Consider the following 17,518-nt stretch of genomic DNA (forward strand, 5'->3'; position numbering starts at 1 on the left):
TTAATTATTAATTTATTTCGTTTTTAAAATATTTCCTGATACTTTTTTTAGTTCTAAGTCTGCCTTCATCACATCTACCAATGCCGACAAATAATTTTGTTGTGCTTCCTTTTGGGTATTATCTGAAAGTAAAACATCTGTTAATGAGGCAACACCTTCCTTTTGCTGAATAAGTGTTTTAGAATAAATTGTTTCTGCTAATGTCAATTGTGATTTGGCATTTAATAGATTAGAACTTGCTACTTCATATTGCATTTGTGCATTTTCTATCTGAACGTTTTGTTTATCATTTAATAATTCTAATCGAGTTGTATTTTGCTTTATCTCTTCTCTCTTTTGAAAAACCTTGTGTTCTAAAGTAGTACCGGAGAATATCATCCAAGACATTTTTACCCCGGCAAATCCAATCGGGTACGTTTTAAAGAAATCATTTGTACCACTGTAGTTTCCAAATCCGGTAGTTCCATAAGTACCATAAAGTGAAAAAGAAGGTAAATGTGAAAGTTTTAATGTTTTTAATTCAGATTTCAAGAGCAGTTCTTTCGTATTAAACAATAATATATCAGAGGTTGGTTTGCTTGTATACTTTACTACTTCTGACGATGTGCTAAATGTTTCTTCAATTGTAATTGGTCGGGTTGGTGTTATGCCTAACTGAAGCTTTAATAGATTTATGATTTGTTTGTACTGTGCATTAGCCTTACTTAATTGTGTGTTTAGCTGACTTTGCTGAAGTTTAATTTTATCTACATCTGTACCCTTTGCCATTTGTTGTGAGTAAAGCAATTGAATATTACTAAGTAGTTTTTCGCTATTACTTAATCCGTTTTTGATAAACACAATCTGATTTGATACTAACTGTGCATTGTAATACAAATTAGAAACATCAAATACCACTTGCTCCTCGGTTTGTTGAAACTGTATTTGATTTAATTCTTTTGCTCTTTTTGAAACCGTAATTGCTCCAATAGCTTGAGGGTTGTATAGAGGAACATCAAGCGTTAGATTTGCATTCAAATTGTGTGGCGTACCAAATTGAGCCTCTTTGTAAACGCCTGCTGGTCCACCAAAAACAGATGCAGGTAGTAATTGATACGGAAGATCGGTGTAATACCGATAGTCAACATTGCCATACAATTTTGGCACTAAACCACCTTTTGCTTCCTTGTTCCTCTCATTGGCAATCTCAATATCGCCTTGTGCTATTTTCAACGTTTTATTATGCACTAATGCTGTATCAATACATTGCTTTAGTGACCAATTTTGAGCCTCAGAATTGGTTGTGAAAATTAAAATGGTGAGAACCATTAATAATTTCAATTTTAATAAGTGAGTATTTACTAACATAACTAGGCAAATTTTTTTATTTGATTAATAGTAATTGAGTGTCTTCTATTCCTTCTACCCAATGTTTTACGTTTGGCTCAATGTTAACCATGTCGCCACTTGAAAGATTTTCTGTTACCCCTTTTTCATTTTTAAAAACTACATTGCCATTAATACAAATAAGTAATGCAGGAACAATTGTTATATGTTCTTTTAATGTGCCGTTTGCTTTGATTTTTAAAGCAGTTACATTTCCTTCAGTTGTAGAAAACAATTTCTTTGCGCTGACAGGCTTTTCTTCGGTGTGAATTGATTTTATGTTCATGATTTCTTTTTTATTCAAAGTATATGTTAAATAATTTATAAGAAGCTTTTATTTCCTCAAAGGTGTGCAATGCCTCATCGTTATTTTTTGATTTATTCAATTTGTCTACCATATTAATATAAGGCAACAACCATTTATGTAATTCATCATGGGCTTTTCCTTCCATTGTGCAATTTGAAGTTAAGAGATCAATGTTTTTCTGCAAACTTGCTCCAAGTAGTGTGAAGTCCTTTAGTTCTATATGTTTAGCTTCAACAAAACGATTAATGTCTGATTCCATGTTCCTAATATGCGCCATCATTTCCGGAACAACCTTCCATTTAGCCCCGTTGTTTAATTCAATGGAGTCGCTCTCTTTATGTTGGTGTTCGCTTTCCTTGGATGATGGTATAGATTTAGTATTCGAAATCTCACTATTATCTTCCTTTACAGGATTATTGCAGCCATAGGTAATACCCATAAGAACCACAATTAATATTGCCAAATATTTTTTCATTTATGCTAATCTTTTTTTTGTTATAAAGAACCACGATATGCCTGCAAATGCGCCTGTAATAGCAATACGAGAAAGCATGGCTTTAATCGTTTTTTGCTCGTAAATTCCACCTGTATTTGCGTGAATTAACAAACCAACAAAACTCACAATAAGGATTGTTGTTGTGATTAAAAGTAATTTTGTAGCCCACGCTTTTTCTGTAAATAATCCATATGCAGCAAACAGATACAGGAAACCTGCAATAAAATTGGAGACTACAACAAACAATACATAATTACCCTCCTTCGCTCTTATTCCGAACAAATCAAATATTACAGACGTACTCATAAATAGAGTAATTAATGCAAATAATGTAATGATAACTGCTGCTGCTTTTAAAATAATTGGTTTCATGAGTTGTTTGTTAATGATTAGTTTCTACCATTTTTAATATGCCATTCAATACTTTATTTCCATCTTTTATCAAATCAGATTTATGACCTGATAGTTTCCATTTAAGAACTGTAATTCGCATCCCGCCCATTATAATTGTTGTTGTTGTTGAAACGCCCACTATTTTACTAAAAGATCCATTTGCCTGCCCTTTTTTTACAATACTTTCTATATGATTCTGCATCAATTCCATCATGGATGAAACCGTAGATGACAATTCTTTATTAAACTGAAAAATGCTTTCAGAAAAAATAACACTAACTACTGAAGGCTTTTGTACAAATGTTTTCAGTTGTGAATCAAACAGATCTTTTAATAGTTCTGATGGACTGCGATCTTTATTAGAAAGTATTACATCAAGCCTTCCTTTCATTTCCTCAATAAAGTATGTTAACAAGCCAAGTAATATTTCGTTTTTGCTTTTAAAATGGCGATACAACGCTGCTTCTGATAGATTTAAATCAGCAGCAAGTGTTTTAATAGTTAAATCCTGAATGCCATGCTCATCAATCCTTTTGGTAGCAGCTTCAATGATTTCTATTTGTCTTTCAGAGAATTTATTATTTTTCATTTTCAAGTTTCATTTTATAAAAAGATATTCCTAACCAAATTACTGACACCGTCATACTAATTGCACCAATAAGCACAAAAACCGGAGGCGCACCCAAATACACTTCTAACAAAATCCCTATTGGCATTAACAGACCAATTAAACCAAGCCAAGAAATTACCGTTGTGTTTTTAAGTTGATTTTTAAAATGTAATAGTAAGTAACCTATCAAAATATTTAAGAAGGCGAAAAGATTACCGTGTACATGTGCTAATCTTGTTTCAAAGTGTTTACCTATTGAGTAAGAATTAATCCACTCTTCCTTACCGGGAGCAAAGTCTCTTAAATAAATCAATAGAAAGCCATACGCCATAAACAATCCCATTACAAGAAAACCGATAGCTATGTTGTTTTTTCCTTTCATAATTTCAATGTAAGTTAGTGTTCACTTACAAAGGTATAATTATTTTTTAGCTCTAGTAAGAATTTAACAAATTTTATTTCCTAATTCTTATCATAATAAAGCCCCATGCTACTGCATTAGGCCTTGGTTAAACTAATGAATTCACGTAATAGGAAATTTCTGTTTAGTCCTCGGCTTTGGAAGTAGGAAGTGTCTTTAATATTTCTTTTTGCTGAATTGATTTTTGATAATGCTCATAAAACAGAATTGATAAAGTTTCAAGACTAGCGATTGTCTCTTCTGCCATTTCATCGGTATAATTTTCAAATCCGGGATATGATTTTAATTCAGCAATACTTAAACGTTTTTTAGGTTTTGAGTTCATGATTTTTAGTTTGGTTTTGGGTGAACCGGACTCTAACTTGCAATTACTTCATTATCAATGCAAATAGAAATTCGGATTATTTAACCGCTAAAATATCGAAATGATTTTTTATTCGAAATTCCTTGATTCTGCTGGGGATTAGAAACAAAAAAGCAGACTATTAAAAAATAGTCTGCTTCAGTACTCAGGAGGAGACTCGAACTCCCACGCCTCGCGGCATACGCACCTCAAGCGTACGTGTATACCATTCCACCACCTGAGCAGGAGGTTTTTAGCATACCGCCCAACGACAGTTGGGCCTAACACTAGAGCTTTAGGCCGCAAATTTGGTGAATTTTAAGTTTAAAATGAATATTTTAAGGATAATTTCTAACCCTCGTTTGAAAATCTAGAAATTAACTTTGACCTCATCTCAGGAAACCTCTTTAGATTTTCAATGTATGATTTTGATTTCATTGATTTAATATGTTTCTCTATTTTCCGGGCAATTACACCTTCCAAATTACTCATTTCGAGAAATAATTCCCAGTCGTTTGCCAAAGTTGTAAAAGAATCAACGTACTTATTATTCTTGTGCTCTGTTAAACGCAATTCTAAATCAAAACAACTTCCAATGTAAAATTTTTTGAGCTTTTGAGATGATAATATATAAACTGATGCCAAGGTAATTGTTAAACCAATACATTGATTCTGAACAAAACTCTCAAGTGAACGTGTATACCTCCCGATAGCTATCGGGACCACCACCTGAGCGTGGTTTGTATACTTTCCGGCTACAGCCGGAACCTACACTAGAGCTTTAGGCCGCAAATTTGGCGATTTTTCCTTAAAAATGGGCTAAATTGGGGTATAAAATTTGCCCGAAGACAATAATTACCTATATTTGCGCCTCGCTTTTCTGCCGCTGTTTACACAAGGTAAAGTATGCCGACTAGCTTAACAATTAAAAAAATAATAAAATGAGTTTATTATTAGACTACGTAAAAAAACAGTTAACCCCTGAGGTGAAACATCCTAAGTTTAAAGCAGGTGACACCGTAACTGTACACTACAAAATTAAAGAGGGTGATAAAGAACGTATCCAGCAATTTAGCGGCGTTGTTATCCAAAGAAAAAATGAAAAAGCTACAGCTTCTTTCACTGTACGTAAAATTTCGAACGGTGTTGGTGTTGAGCGTATTTTCCCGGTAGCATCTCCATTTATCGACAAAATCGAAACTAACAAGGTTGGTGTTGTTCGTCGTGCTAAATTATTCTACTTACGTGCAAGAACCGGTAAATCGGCTCGTATTCGTGAGAAGATTCAAAACAACGAAGAAGCATAATCTTAACTACTTATATAAAAAAAGCCCCGAGTGCAAACCTCGGGGCTTTTTTTATGCTATAATGGCAGTTTTTTACATTTGAGCATTTAGCTTTGCCGCTAAATTGGCCTTAGGTACTGCTCCTACTTGCTTATCCACAACTTGTCCGTTTTTAAAGAACAATAATGTTGGGATGTTACGAATACCAAAGTTCATGCTGATATTTGGATTGTGATCGACATTTACTTTGCCGATTACTGCCTTACCATCATATTCCTTAGCTAATTCTTCCACAATTGGACCTACCATACGGCAAGGACCACACCACTCTGCCCAAAAGTCAACCAATACAGGTTTGTCGCTTTTTAATACTAACTCCTCAAAGTTAGCGTCATTAATTTCTAGTGCCATGTTACGTTTTCCTTTCTTTGTTTTTTGTGTTATACATTAATTGTTTATCAATATCCGTTCCAAGCTTTATTCTTGCCGTTTTGGCATCTTTAAGCCTGACTTTTGTTCTTTTTAAATTCCATGTATGCGCTCATGCCAATTGTTAAGAAGACTAAAATTGAACCAACCATGGCAATTGAATTACCCGTTTTATAAGTTTGAGGTTCAAATTTAAACTCGACTTTGTGTTTTCCTGCAGGAATTGGCATACCGCGTAAAACGTAATTTACAGCCCCGTGCGCTACTAAATTGCCATCCACATAAGCATTCCATCCTTTCGGATAGTAAATTTCAGAGAACACCGCAAATTGCTTTTCTCCGCTCTCACTTTCATACACAAGATGATTTGGTTTGTATGACGTTAATTTGATAGAACCACTTCCGCTGTAATTAGCCTCCGCATTTACTTCACCTTTATATTTCACTTGCATCACCGCGGCTGATTTCGTATCAAAACTTCCGAGAGAGGTGATTTCTTTATCCGCATTCTCCACAAATGTTATGTTTTTTACAAACCAGGCATTACCGTTAGCCTGTGGATTTTTAAACGGAATCGTACTGCGATCTTCACCGGCAGGAACAATAATATACTTTGTGTTTAGCATATTCCACATATACAATTTTGAAAACAATTGATTCACTAAAGAATCATTTCCTCTGGTAGAATTAATACCACCATAAAAAGTTTGCAATTGTCGGTCGTAATGGAAATCTATCAATTCTTGATACTTCCTCAACTTAGCACCATGATAACCTCCAATGGATTTATGCCAATAGGATGTAGCCGCATCTTGAAACGGACTTGTAGACAGATTCAATACACGATAATTCGGGTCCTGATCTTTTAGGATTTCTTCATCGGCCGGCGATTTTTCAAAACTGGCTTGATTCTGCGATTTACTTACAAATGATTTATCGCCTAAATAACGTGTATCAACTGTCCATAAATCAATGGCCACAAAAATGCCAATTGCCGCCAACAATAATTCGCGCTTTACTTTTTTGCTCATGTATAAATAAATAAACAAAGCAGCTAAGGTGATGAAGATAAACGAACGGATTGCATCCGATTTAAAAATTTCTTTACGTGCAATTTCCAATTGTGGCATTAATTGAGAAACATACTGACGTGCCTGATCTTCAGGGTAACCACCGCGCGATGTATACGCGTATACCATTTGTGCTTCTTCATTATTTCCGCGGAAGCTGTTTACTAAATCAGGAGCTAAATAACCTACTAAACTAAACCCACCTGTTAACGCGAAAGCAATGATGAATACTTTTTTGAATTCAATTTCTTTTTTGAAAAGTTGCAATGTTATTTTTTCATTGAGCGATTTTGTTTTTAAAATCTCATCAAGTGCCATCACTGCTAACAATGGTAAACTAAATTCAGCAATCACCATCGTCATGGATACGGCTCTGAATTTATTATAACCGGGCACATATTCCATAAAGAAATTTGTTAAGCCCATGAAGTTATGTCCCCATGCCAATGCAATCCCTAAAATAGTAACGCCCAACAATGGCCATTTCAATCTGTTTTTTATAACAAACAAACCAAGAATAGCTAAAAACATTACAATGGCACCAATGTAAACCGGACCACCAACAGCAGGTTGATCACCAAAATAAGTTCCGCTATTGGCAACGGATTGACGCATTTCCGGATCAACTTTTTTGAGCGCACTGTTATCCGCATCACCAATTGAACTGAATGAAGAACCTCCTTTATAATCCGGAATCAAAAAAGTGAATGTCTCCCCTATTCCATAACTATATTGCGTAGCGTAATCTTTATCTAATCCGGAAGTGGAATTCGCTGCATTACTTTTTCCATCACGATCAATTGTTAATTCACTCTTACCGCGAATACTGTATTTAGCGTACTCATTTGTACACATTAAATTTCCCGCGTTTGGCAATACGGCAACAATACTTACTACAACAAAAATCCCAAATGCTTTAGCGAATGCGGGGAGTTGTTTTTCTTTTACGGCATAATAGAAATAAGAAAGAATTAATGCCCCAATAATCATAAATCCGTAATAGGAAATCTGAACGTGATTGGCATTTAATTCCATCGCCATAAACAGAACCGTTAAGCCCGCCCCTAACCAATAGCGACCTTTAAACAATGTGATAACACCGCCAATTAATGGTGGCAAATACGCTAATGCATTTATTTTGGAGTTATGTCCCGCGCCTAGCGCAACTAAAAAATAGGTTGATAATCCATAAGCTAAACTTCCTGTTAGAGCAAGCCAGGGTTCGATATCGAGACAGAGCAACAAAATAAAAAAACCGGCGAAGCACAAAAAGATATAACCGGATGGATGAGGTAAAAATAATTTGAAAGCCTGATCTAATTTTCCTAACCAATTACCGGGATATAATGTAGAAACCTGATAGGCCGGCATTCCACCGAACATGGAGTTAGTCCACAACGGCTCGGTGTTTTCTTTCTCTCTGAAGTCACCAATTTCTTTACTCATTCCTTTGGCTTGCATGATATCATGCTGAGAAATTTCTTTGCCGGAAAGTAGAGGTTTGAAATATATTAAAGTTACAACTGCAAAAACCACAATGGCTGCAATGTATGGTAAGTATTTTTTTAGTGGTGAATTCATAATTTTTAATCCAAACAAATATCAAAATAAAAAGGCAGAACCCATTGAATTCTGCCTAATATAATTAACTATTTATTAAAAATTTATTTTTTAAACCCGAACACTTTTTTGAGTATGTCCGTTACTCGCGCCATAGGGTCTTTACGGATTTTAGCCTCCTCATCCGCAATCAAAACAAATAAACCATTGGCTGCCTTCTTCGTAACATAATCATCCAAATTTGGGTTCTGCTTTTTCACGCCCGGTAACTTATTGTATTTTGTCACTAAAGGATTCCAATACTTTGTCACGTTTACTTTTGCAATCGCTTCTTTTACAACCGGTAAAAACTGATCGTATAATGGCGCATAGGATGTTTTACGCAAGAAATTAGTGGCGGCTGTATCATTTCCATTTAATATGGCCATTCCGTCGCTGATGCTCATTTTGGTAATAGCATCAATAAAAACAGGTGCAGCTTTTTTAGCAGCCTCTTCCGCAGCGCGATTCAAGCTGGTTTCAAAATCGGCGATTTGTTTTTTCATTCCTAATTTAGTTAATCGCTCTTTCATGTCTTTTGCTTCTTCCGGCCATGGAATGAATAAACGTGTGTTTTTCAAATACCCATCGGCTTTACTTGCACTGGCTGTTGAGCTGTTTGTTCCAACCGTTAAAGCTTCACGTAAACCTTTAATGATTTCTTCATTGGTTAGTGATGGTGTGTTGGAATTGGTGCCATTAATTACGGCTTGCGCGGCTTGCGTAGCGGTGTTTACGATGGTCCCTTTGTTTTGATTCCATAAATCACCCAAAGTTTGTGCGTTTACTAAAGCTGTAGCAAACATCACATTTAATACTATTAATATCTTTTTCATACGGATTATAAATATACCATTACTTTAGTACAAATATAAAGCCAAAGTATTTTATGCGTGCCGAAATTTTAACCATTGGAGATGAAATTTTGATTGGCCAGATAACCAATACCAATTCGGTTTGGATTGCCCAGCAATTAAATTTATTAGGAATAAAAGTAGTTCATATGTCGTCGGTAAGCGATGATAAAGAGGCAATTATAAAGGCTTTTGATGATGCTGTCACACGTGCTGAATTTGTGTTTATAACCGGTGGACTTGGTCCTACTAAAGACGATATTACCAAGAAAACCTTCGCGGAATATTTTAACACTATTTTAGAAATTGATGAGCGTGTTTTAAATACCGTAAAGGGATTCTTTGAAAGAAGAAACCGTGAATTAACAGAAATAAACCGACAACAAGCATTAGTGCCTAAAGGTTGTATTGTGATTGAAAACAAAAACGGTACTGCACCGGGCATGTGGATGAAAAAAGGAAACACGGTTTTTATTTCAATGCCGGGAGTTCCTTATGAAATGAAATCGATGATGAGTGAATTGATTTTACCAAAAATAAAATCTGAAAATAAATTGCCTCACATCTATCATAAAACAGTTTTAACACAAGGCCTCGGTGAAAGTTTTTTGGCAGAGAAAATTGAAAAATGGGAAGATGCCTTAGCAGAAAACAATATTAAACTTGCCTATCTACCTCAACCCGGAATTGTCCGTTTACGCTTATCTACATTCGGAGAAAACAGTGAGGTATTAAAATCTGTGATTGAAAATGAAATAGAGAAACTACGTAAAATAATTCCGGAATATATTTATGGATATGAAAATTACGGGGAAGATCAACCGGGATTGGAGAAAATAGTGAGTGAATTATTGCGAGAACGAAAACTCCGTGTTTCTTTAGCCGAAAGTTGTACAGGCGGATACATCGCCTCTCTATTTACATCCTTAGCGGGCAGCTCGGATATTTTTAATGGAAGTATCGTTCCATATCAAAATCAGATTAAACATGAGTTGTTACATGTTGATGCCGCTTTGTTTGAAACGGTAGGCGCTGTCAGCAAAGAATGCGTGATACAAATGGCCAATGAAACTAGAAAAAAATTTCACACCGATTATGCTATTGCCACTTCCGGCATTGCAGGCCCTGCAGGCGGAACAGCCGAAAAACCGGTTGGAACGGTTTGGGTAGCCGTTGCTTCGCCCGAAAAAACCATTGCACTCAAATTCTTATTTGGAGATAATCGTCAGCGTAATATTCAAATGACAGCTAATGCTGCATTAAATATGCTCAGAAAAATAATTTTGAAACAGGAATAAAATAGTGTCAGGGCTAAAGCCCAAAACTTATGAATACATAAAACCCCAGACTTAAGTCCGGGGTTTTATGTAAAATCAATATAAATGGGCTTTAGCCCTGAATAAAGTTCTAATCCCTCTTTGTTACCAAAGCGTAATTGCCATCAATCTTAAACTGCCAGGTTTTATCGTAAATTTTAGGGAGGAAACGTTTGTATAAAATCATTCGCGCGTTTTCGGCTTTAGTTTCATTTTCACCATCTCGTCCAACCGCATTGAATTCGTAAATACAGACTTTAGGATGTTGCGCAATGAAATCCTTCACGATTTCAACGATGGTATTCATTACCTGATAAACCTCACCTCTGTTCGTTGTTACATATTCCTCGCCTTCAAATTCATCATTCACTACACCAAACACAATCGATGCATGCAGAATATTATCCTGCCTTCTTCCAAAACGCACTTCGTAACGTAAACCTGAAGGTGTATTGAAATAATACAAACCCGCGCTTTTAATAGCAGGAAATTCGATTGGCAATATGTTTTTGTAGCTGTTCAAGAAAAGTTTATGCAGGTATTAAACTATCTTTTTTTTTAAATCGCTCTGCTAATACCAATTCTTTTCCGCCACCTGAATAATCGTAGAATCCTTTACCTGACTTAACACCTAAATGTCCGGCAGTAACCATATTTACCAATAAAGGACAAGGCGCATATTTTGGATTTCCGAATCCGTTTTGTAACACGCGCATAATATTTAAGCATACGTCGAGGCCAATAAAGTCGGCTAACTGTAATGGTCCCATTGGATGTGCCATTCCTAACTTCATTACTGTATCAATTTCCTCTACTCCCGCTTCACCTTCATATAAAGTAATGATGGCTTCGTTGATCATAGGCATTAAAATTTTATTCGCCACAAAGCCAGGGTAATCATTTACCTCAACAGGAATTTTATTTAATTTTTTAGAGGTTTCCATGATTAAACGGCATACCTCGTCACTTGTATTATATCCTCGAATTACCTCAACTAATTTCATTACAGGAACCGGGTTCATGAAATGCATTCCGATCACTTTATCGGCACGTTTTGTAACTGCAGCAATTTGTGTAATAGAAATAGATGAGGTGTTAGATGCTAAAATTGTTTTCTCAGGACAAATTTCATCCAACTGCTTAAAAATTTTAAGTTTAATATCTACGTTTTCACTGGCTGCTTCTACTACTAAATCTGCATTTTGCGCTGCAGATTTTAAATCGGTAGAAGTTTTAATGTTTCCTAATGTTGCTGCTTTATCAGCTTCGGTAATACTTCCCTTAGCAACCTGACGATCCAAATTTTTTGTAATTGTAGCGATAGCTTTTTGTAAAGCAGCTTCATTGATATCAATTAAACTAACTGCATAGCCGAATTGAGCAAAGGTATGCGCAATTCCGTTTCCCATTGTTCCGCTGCCTATAACCGTAATATTTTTCATACAATAGAGTTTTAGTAAGGACTTAGCCTTAATTTATCACGTAAATCTAAGTGACAATTCCATTTAAAGCAAACATTAGTTTTTAACCGATGATGTGGTAACTTTTAATAAGATTAAACCCTAAATAATTTAGAAATTAATGTAAAAATCTTTGGTGAGATTTTTATACTCATCGGTATAGGACATACGAGAGTCTTTCTCTATTACAAGCGTAGATTCAGAAAATTCAGTGGGATGAAATTCAAACTGCATCACATGACGTTTTTCGGTGTCTTTATCTAATCGTGTTCTAACTCTCAGCAACTTCGATAAATGAAATCCCTTTGCTTCAGCCATTTCTCTGAATGAAATAGCCTCGTTTTTCGGAAGTATTAAACAAAATTTACCTTTTGGATTGAGCAGTTTTTTAACTCCCTCAATTAATTCAATGTAAGGCAAGGTTTCTGCGTGACGAGCCGTCGATCGATTTGTATCACTACTTTTTAAAGAGCCTACAAAATAAGGCGGGTTGGTGACAATTAAATCAAATTTCGACTCATTTGTTTTAGCGAATTCCTGTAAAGAAAGATTAATTGCCTGAAGTCTGTCACTAAATTTGCTTTCCTTGAAATTAATGGAGGCTTGTTCTATAGCGTTAGGGTCAATATCAATGGCCGTAATTTGTGCGGAGCTTGTTTTTTGAGCAAGCATTAAAGAAATAACTCCGGTTCCTGTACCAATATCTAAAATTGTTTTTGATCCGTTTGGAAAAACCCATGCCCCCAACAAAACTGCATCAGTGCCTACTTTCATAGCGCACTTGTCTTGTTGGATTACAAATTGCTTAAACGCAAATGTTGAACCGGACATAAATTCATTTTATTATTGCTCGGTTATCGGTTTACAGAATTACCCAAAGCTCTTCCATAGCCCGGGCTGGTATTATAACGCAATGTAACTTCTAGTCCGCCTTTTAATTTTGAAGCAGGTGTTAATTGCGATAAGTTAACATCGTAAGCTAATCCAATGGCATATTTCGATTTTTGATACAACAAGGTTGGAATCACTGCATCCTTTAAACGATAATAAACTCCAAACGAAAGTGAACTGGCTTTCTTTACATTGGTGTAGGTAGCTTGATCTTCGATAATGTATTTGAAAATAAATCCTAATGTTGTTTCGGTGTTAGGTCCTTGCTTCATGTAAAGCACACTTGGAACCAAGGCTAATGCAGCAGACTTAATACCATAATCTAAATTAGCATGGAAAATATATTTGGTATGTAAACGCTCGCTTGATTCGAAAAATGAGTTTTTAGGTTGTTGGAAATGGAATGCAGAAAAACCGATATCGCATTTAGCACCATCCTGAGCACTTATATAACGTTCGCTTTTTGCATAATGGAAATTTACACCGCCACCAATATCATATGTTGTTATAGCGCTTCTTGGAGTAGATTCTCCACTTGGTAAAGATGGATCGTAGGCGTAACCATCATATTGACTATCCCAACGTAACGAATTAATATTAATGGTACGATAAATCATACCCGCTTGTAATCCGCCGGAAAGTTTACTGAATTTAGATGATTTTGTTACAAAACAAATTCCCAAGCTTGGCATTAAAGAACCCAATTTCGCATCTCCTGCTTTATCGCTATTAATGTTTAAAGCAAGGCCGATATAGTTTTTCTTAAGTTTCAAGTGACGAATAGCTTGCTCAACACTTACTCCATAAGTGGTGTAAGCTTTTCCAACACTTCCCCATTGAGTACGGTAATTAGCAATCGCCCTGGTATCGTAAGCGGTTGTAATTAATGCAGGATTTATATTTACAGGAGCTTCATTATACATAGAAAAATGTACGTCCTGTGCAAAAGACGTATGAACCGCAAATAATGCGCCTAAAAAACTTCCTATTTTTATTATTTTATTCATAAAAGTTTACCTTATTAAAGTAACATTTCCTTTGAGGTTAAACGGTTCATTATTGACCGTTGTTCCTTGTAACCTGTATACAAAAACACCGGTATTTAATGGCTCACTATTAAACGTTCCATCCCAGCCTAAATCCTTATTACTAGATTCAAATACTTTCTCACCCCAGCGATTAAAAATTTGAAAAGTGAAGTTTGCTAAGCATTTACCCCTGACGTATAAGACATCATTGACGCCATCTCCATTGGGCGAGAAGGCATTAGGGACAAACATCTCACCACAATCATCTATGACACAGACCGTGAGTGTATCGTTATACTTACAGTTTTTACTATTATATCCGGTGACGACATATTTTGTAGTAATAGTTGGTGTGGCAATAGGATTATAAATCAACAAAGGATTACAACTGCTTGGAGAGCCATCCGGACAAGTTAACGATCCATCATTAGGCGACCACTTATAATACAGAGCTTGAATACCGTAAAGTTGAACCGACTGACCAAAACGAATACAAGTATCTCTTAACCCTTGTGTATTTGGCGTGTCGACCACATGGATAATTTTAGTTTTCACGATACTATCATATCCATAAGGATTTGTAACTGCTAAACTAACGGTGTAATCACCTGGTACATTATAACAAATAGTTGGGAATGGTGTCGATGTAGTGTCAGGATTTCCTCCTGGAGAGTACCACTTCACAATTTGAGGTTCACCGCCGCATGAAGTATTAATAAAAGAAACACAACCTTTCGTACAAATGGTGTCGTTAGCAACAGCTGTTGTAAAATCGGCAACAGGAGGAAAACAATTAATAACGCTCATAGTAACTGTATCCACTAAACTTTTACAACCCTGTAAAGTTGCATAAGATACCGTACACGAATACGTCGTTAAATAATTTTGTGTACAAACCGACATAGCAGGTATTGCCAAAACAGAAGCTGAATTAGATGAGGTAACAATATGCATAGTTGGTGACCATGTGTAACTGTAGGCCATTCCCGGAGGAGGTGTAGATGTTGCAACTGATAATGTAGCTGTTTGGTTACCACAAATTGTATTCGTAGCAATGGCATTTGTATTGGTGAGTAATGAAACAGTAGCCGTTGGCACAGGCACTACAGTTAATGTTACTACTCTTGGTAAAGATAAACAACCGAGAGCGGTTTGTCCGGTTACGGTATAGGTAGTTGTAACAGTAGGCGAAGCGGTTACTGTAGAGCCGGTAAAATTATTCAGGGTGAAAGCAGGTGTCCATGTATAGGTTCCGCCTGTACCTGCACCGGTTGCTGTATAGGTATAAGAACTTCCTAAGCAAATGGTCGTATTCGTTGGCGTAACTGTCAATGTAGGCGGCGTAGTAACAGAAATACTAACAACGGCCTGACCTGTACACGTACCGGTTGAACCTAAAACTGTATAAGTTGTAGAGGTACTTGGAGTAGCCACTACAACCGGACCAAAACCACTACTTAAACTCGCTGAAGGAGACCAAACATAATTTGAAGCACCGAATGCACTTAAAGTAACACCGGCACCGCCAATACAAGTAGTAGCGGTTATAGGAGAAACTGAAACTGATAAAGGAGAACCAATCACCACATTTACATTTGTTGTACCTGTACAACCTGTAAGTGGATCCAGTCCTATGATAGTATAAGCCGTATTACCTGTAGGAGACGATACAACAGCTGAACCGGTTGTAGAACTTAGTCCCGTTCCCGGTGACCACGTATAAACACCGGCGGCACCCGCACCTGTTGCTGTTAATGTTGCGCTACCTCCAGGACAAGTTGTGAAAGAAGGTGAGGCTGTTACTAAAACTGACATAGCGGGATTAACAACCAAACTCACAACAGCTGTACTTGAACACCCCCCGCTTTCACCTACAACAGTATAGTTAGTACTTGTACTAGGATTTGCTGTAACCGGAGAACCATTTGCGCTGCTTAAAGATGAGCTTGGTGTCCATGTATAGGATGTGCCTCCCGCTGCAGTTAAAGTGGAACTATTACCTACACAAATAGTAGCCGGATTTGGAGTTGCTGTAATTGTTGGTGTTGGATTAACTGTTACAACTTGACTAACACTGGCTGTATTTGTTCCTCCCGCAGTTGCGGTAACTGAAATAGTAAAAGTTCCTGCGGTACCGAAATTAATTGAAGTAACGGATGCGTTTGGAGCCCCTATTACCGGACCGGCTGGAGTTGACGTCCAGGTGTAACCAACAATTGCGGTTGTTCCTGGTGTTACAGCGCAAGTTGTAGTTAACGCTATACCGGAACACAAAGGCGAAGGAATAGCAAAGTTAGGGGTAAAAGTAGCCTGCGAGAATGTGAATAAGGAAATAAACAGTAAAAATAAAACGTAGAAAAATCTTTTCATATTTTAGGTATTATATCTAAATCTAAGTTAGCTAAACAAATTTTAGTTTGAGCGCTTCTCACTCAATACTTTAATAAACTCACTAAGTGGTAAAGATAAGTATAATGTACTACATATAAAAATGAAAGAAGGGTAACTATCAACAGGTGATTTTTAATTTTCGTGAACGTTTAAAAAATACATTTAAAAATCAGAATTTGTTAAAGTAATTAACCGAAATATTCAAATTGTTAATAACTTTAGGATGAATAACGTAAATTAACAGTAGGATTTCTCGTAAAATATTAAAACTTTGCAAAATTCTGAAAATGAAGGGTTTTATTCATATATGCGCACTCCTTATTATGATGGCTGTAACACCATCATTTGCAGGTAATTTGCATAAAGATGATGAGAAGAATAAACCCGGTGATGACAAGAAAAGTAAGGCTAAAAGAGACGATACTACTCACCACACCTTAAACACTCAAATAGCTGAAATAGAAGAAGATGAACAAGATACAGCAAGTATTTTGTTTCCTTCCAACGATTTATATGCCACCTGGGATACTACTACCATTCATCCTTATAATTTTAGTGATTGTTTTCGGACAGATTCTGTGACGATTTGTTTAACTGATATAGGAGAAGGTCGTTTTTCAATGCCATTTAAAGGAATGATAACCAGCGAATTTGGGTGGAGAAGATATCGTCCGCATTACGGCACTGACATTGATTTGGAAATTGGTGATACTGTAGTGTCTGCCTTTGACGGTATGGTTCGAATCGCAAGAAGTAAGATAAGCGGTTACGGTAATGTAGTAATTATACGTCATACTAACGGATTAGAAACAGTTTATGCTCACTTAAGCAAGATTTTAGTAGAAGCCGGGCAACCTATTAAAGCGGGTGAAATATTAGGTCTGGGTGGAAATACCGGTCGTTCTTACGGAGCTCATTTACATTTTGAAATGCGTTATTTAGGGCAGGCTTTAGATACAGAAGACTTTATTGACTACGCAAAAGGAGATTTAAAAACATACGAATTTACACTAAGGAAAACTGACGTTGAAAACAAGTACGATTTACGTGCCATGCACAATCGTCACCGTCATGACGTTGGTGCAGTAAAATACACTACAAAAAATGGTGTTAAATACGGGATTTATAAAGTAAGACCGGGTGATAACCTGGGAGTGATTGCCAAACGTTGTCACACTACTGTAAGTGCTATCTGTAAAAAGAATGGCATAAAGCCAACCAAGATTTTACAAATTGGTCAGAAACTCAAAGTTTAACTC

Annotated in this window: 19 protein-coding genes and 1 tRNA gene; 3 read left to right on the forward strand and 17 right to left on the reverse strand. The window is 36.3% G+C overall.

Annotated features, from left to right (window positions below; all coding sequences use genetic code 11):
• Window positions 1–12: 12 nt before the first annotated feature.
• The 9 genes from J0L69_14790 to J0L69_14830 all read right to left on the reverse strand — a co-directional run bounded on the left by J0L69_14790 (window position 13) and on the right by J0L69_14830 (window position 4,580).
• The gene (locus J0L69_14790) at window positions 13–1,347 is read right to left on the reverse strand and encodes a TolC family protein (GenBank protein MBN8694459.1); all 1,335 of its coding nucleotides are present in this window, start codon (window positions 1,345–1,347) and stop codon (window positions 13–15) included.
• A 16-nt stretch (window positions 1,348–1,363) separates the two neighbouring features.
• Window positions 1,364–1,651, reverse strand: coding sequence for a hypothetical protein (locus J0L69_14795; GenBank protein MBN8694460.1), 288 nt, complete (start codon window positions 1,649–1,651; stop codon window positions 1,364–1,366).
• 10 nt (window positions 1,652–1,661) lie between these two features.
• Window positions 1,662–2,111, reverse strand: a complete 450-nt coding sequence (locus J0L69_14800) for a hypothetical protein (protein MBN8694461.1) — start codon at window positions 2,109–2,111, stop codon at window positions 1,662–1,664.
• A 36-nt stretch (window positions 2,112–2,147) separates the two neighbouring features.
• Window positions 2,148–2,540: a hypothetical protein gene (locus J0L69_14805; GenBank protein MBN8694462.1), complete on the reverse strand. Its 393-nt coding sequence runs from the start codon at window positions 2,538–2,540 to the stop codon at window positions 2,148–2,150.
• Window positions 2,541–2,550: 10 nt separating this feature from the next.
• Window positions 2,551–3,150 carry a TetR/AcrR family transcriptional regulator gene (locus J0L69_14810; protein ID MBN8694463.1) on the reverse strand — a complete coding sequence of 200 codons (600 nt, stop codon included), beginning with the start codon at window positions 3,148–3,150 and terminating at the stop codon, window positions 2,551–2,553.
• Complete coding sequence (locus J0L69_14815; GenBank protein MBN8694464.1) at window positions 3,140–3,553, reverse strand: hypothetical protein; 414 nt, start codon at window positions 3,551–3,553, stop codon at window positions 3,140–3,142. The genes J0L69_14810 and J0L69_14815 overlap by 11 nt, the downstream gene beginning before the upstream one ends.
• Before the next feature lie 163 nt (window positions 3,554–3,716).
• The gene (locus J0L69_14820) at window positions 3,717–3,917 is read right to left on the reverse strand and encodes a hypothetical protein (GenBank protein ID MBN8694465.1); all 201 of its coding nucleotides are present in this window, start codon (window positions 3,915–3,917) and stop codon (window positions 3,717–3,719) included.
• A gap of 181 nt (window positions 3,918–4,098) precedes the next feature.
• A tRNA-Leu gene (locus J0L69_14825) sits at window positions 4,099–4,179 on the reverse strand.
• A 107-nt stretch (window positions 4,180–4,286) separates the two neighbouring features.
• On the reverse strand, window positions 4,287–4,580 hold the full coding sequence (locus J0L69_14830) for a GIY-YIG nuclease family protein (protein MBN8694466.1): 294 nt from the start codon (window positions 4,578–4,580) through the stop codon (window positions 4,287–4,289).
• Window positions 4,581–4,876: 296 nt separating this feature from the next.
• Here J0L69_14830 and rplS point away from each other — a divergent pair, with 296 nt between their 5' ends.
• Window positions 4,877–5,242 (forward strand): 50S ribosomal protein L19, encoded by a 366-nt coding sequence (rplS, locus tag J0L69_14835; protein ID MBN8694467.1) that lies wholly within the window; start codon window positions 4,877–4,879, stop codon window positions 5,240–5,242.
• A gap of 72 nt (window positions 5,243–5,314) precedes the next feature.
• Here rplS and trxA read toward each other — a convergent pair whose 3' ends face one another.
• From trxA to J0L69_14850, 3 genes are all read right to left on the reverse strand, one after another.
• The gene (gene trxA / locus J0L69_14840; GenBank protein ID MBN8694468.1) at window positions 5,315–5,632 is read right to left on the reverse strand and encodes a thioredoxin; all 318 of its coding nucleotides are present in this window, start codon (window positions 5,630–5,632) and stop codon (window positions 5,315–5,317) included.
• A gap of 89 nt (window positions 5,633–5,721) precedes the next feature.
• The gene (locus J0L69_14845; GenBank protein MBN8694469.1) at window positions 5,722–8,301 is read right to left on the reverse strand and encodes a YfhO family protein; all 2,580 of its coding nucleotides are present in this window, start codon (window positions 8,299–8,301) and stop codon (window positions 5,722–5,724) included.
• 83 nt (window positions 8,302–8,384) lie between these two features.
• Window positions 8,385–9,155: a DUF4197 domain-containing protein gene (locus tag J0L69_14850; GenBank protein MBN8694470.1), complete on the reverse strand. Its 771-nt coding sequence runs from the start codon at window positions 9,153–9,155 to the stop codon at window positions 8,385–8,387.
• A 53-nt stretch (window positions 9,156–9,208) separates the two neighbouring features.
• On the opposite strand from J0L69_14850, the gene J0L69_14855 reads away from it, so the two are divergent.
• The gene (locus J0L69_14855) at window positions 9,209–10,471 is read left to right on the forward strand and encodes a competence/damage-inducible protein A (protein MBN8694471.1); all 1,263 of its coding nucleotides are present in this window, start codon (window positions 9,209–9,211) and stop codon (window positions 10,469–10,471) included.
• 109 nt (window positions 10,472–10,580) lie between these two features.
• Here the strand turns inward: J0L69_14855 and J0L69_14860 are convergent, their stop codons facing one another.
• From J0L69_14860 to J0L69_14880, 5 genes are all read right to left on the reverse strand, one after another.
• Window positions 10,581–10,991: a hypothetical protein gene (locus tag J0L69_14860; GenBank protein MBN8694472.1), complete on the reverse strand. Its 411-nt coding sequence runs from the start codon at window positions 10,989–10,991 to the stop codon at window positions 10,581–10,583.
• Window positions 10,992–11,019: 28 nt separating this feature from the next.
• Window positions 11,020–11,931: a 3-hydroxybutyryl-CoA dehydrogenase gene (locus tag J0L69_14865; GenBank protein ID MBN8694473.1), complete on the reverse strand. Its 912-nt coding sequence runs from the start codon at window positions 11,929–11,931 to the stop codon at window positions 11,020–11,022.
• Window positions 11,932–12,060: 129 nt separating this feature from the next.
• A complete protein-coding gene (locus J0L69_14870) occupies window positions 12,061–12,780 on the reverse strand; it encodes a methyltransferase (GenBank protein MBN8694474.1) in 720 nt (239 codons plus the stop codon).
• 23 nt (window positions 12,781–12,803) lie between these two features.
• A complete protein-coding gene (locus J0L69_14875; protein MBN8694475.1) occupies window positions 12,804–13,847 on the reverse strand; it encodes a PorP/SprF family type IX secretion system membrane protein in 1,044 nt (347 codons plus the stop codon).
• 6 nt (window positions 13,848–13,853) lie between these two features.
• Window positions 13,854–16,238: a gliding motility-associated C-terminal domain-containing protein gene (locus tag J0L69_14880; GenBank protein MBN8694476.1), complete on the reverse strand. Its 2,385-nt coding sequence runs from the start codon at window positions 16,236–16,238 to the stop codon at window positions 13,854–13,856.
• A gap of 308 nt (window positions 16,239–16,546) precedes the next feature.
• Here J0L69_14880 and J0L69_14885 point away from each other — a divergent pair, with 308 nt between their 5' ends.
• The gene (locus J0L69_14885; protein MBN8694477.1) at window positions 16,547–17,515 is read left to right on the forward strand and encodes a peptidoglycan DD-metalloendopeptidase family protein; all 969 of its coding nucleotides are present in this window, start codon (window positions 16,547–16,549) and stop codon (window positions 17,513–17,515) included.
• Window positions 17,516–17,518 lie beyond the last annotated feature (3 nt).

This window comes from Bacteroidota bacterium (assembly GCA_017303905.1).
Classification (GTDB): Bacteria; Bacteroidota; Bacteroidia; order B-17B0; family Aurantibacillaceae; genus JAHEYG01.

Coding starts and splice junctions, on each gene's coding strand:
- rplS (MBN8694467.1), top strand. CDS start 4,877: ATGAGTTTATTATTAGACTACGTAAAAAAACAGTTAACCCCTGAGGTG.
- J0L69_14790 (MBN8694459.1), bottom strand. CDS start 1,347: ATGTTAGTAAATACTCACTTATTAAAATTGAAATTATTAATGGTTCTC.
- J0L69_14845 (MBN8694469.1), bottom strand. CDS start 8,301: ATGAATTCACCACTAAAAAAATACTTACCATACATTGCAGCCATTGTG.
- J0L69_14805 (MBN8694462.1), bottom strand. CDS start 2,540: ATGAAACCAATTATTTTAAAAGCAGCAGCAGTTATCATTACATTATTT.
- trxA (MBN8694468.1), bottom strand. CDS start 5,632: ATGGCACTAGAAATTAATGACGCTAACTTTGAGGAGTTAGTATTAAAA.
- J0L69_14850 (MBN8694470.1), bottom strand. CDS start 9,155: ATGAAAAAGATATTAATAGTATTAAATGTGATGTTTGCTACAGCTTTA.
- J0L69_14795 (MBN8694460.1), bottom strand. CDS start 1,651: ATGAACATAAAATCAATTCACACCGAAGAAAAGCCTGTCAGCGCAAAG.
- J0L69_14880 (MBN8694476.1), bottom strand. CDS start 16,238: ATGAAAAGATTTTTCTACGTTTTATTTTTACTGTTTATTTCCTTATTC.
- J0L69_14820 (MBN8694465.1), bottom strand. CDS start 3,917: ATGAACTCAAAACCTAAAAAACGTTTAAGTATTGCTGAATTAAAATCA.
- J0L69_14855 (MBN8694471.1), top strand. CDS start 9,209: ATGCGTGCCGAAATTTTAACCATTGGAGATGAAATTTTGATTGGCCAG.
- J0L69_14810 (MBN8694463.1), bottom strand. CDS start 3,150: ATGAAAAATAATAAATTCTCTGAAAGACAAATAGAAATCATTGAAGCT.
- J0L69_14870 (MBN8694474.1), bottom strand. CDS start 12,780: ATGTCCGGTTCAACATTTGCGTTTAAGCAATTTGTAATCCAACAAGAC.
- J0L69_14800 (MBN8694461.1), bottom strand. CDS start 2,111: ATGGGTATTACCTATGGCTGCAATAATCCTGTAAAGGAAGATAATAGT.
- J0L69_14875 (MBN8694475.1), bottom strand. CDS start 13,847: ATGAATAAAATAATAAAAATAGGAAGTTTTTTAGGCGCATTATTTGCG.
- J0L69_14815 (MBN8694464.1), bottom strand. CDS start 3,553: ATGAAAGGAAAAAACAACATAGCTATCGGTTTTCTTGTAATGGGATTG.
- J0L69_14885 (MBN8694477.1), top strand. CDS start 16,547: ATGAAGGGTTTTATTCATATATGCGCACTCCTTATTATGATGGCTGTA.
- J0L69_14865 (MBN8694473.1), bottom strand. CDS start 11,931: ATGAAAAATATTACGGTTATAGGCAGCGGAACAATGGGAAACGGAATT.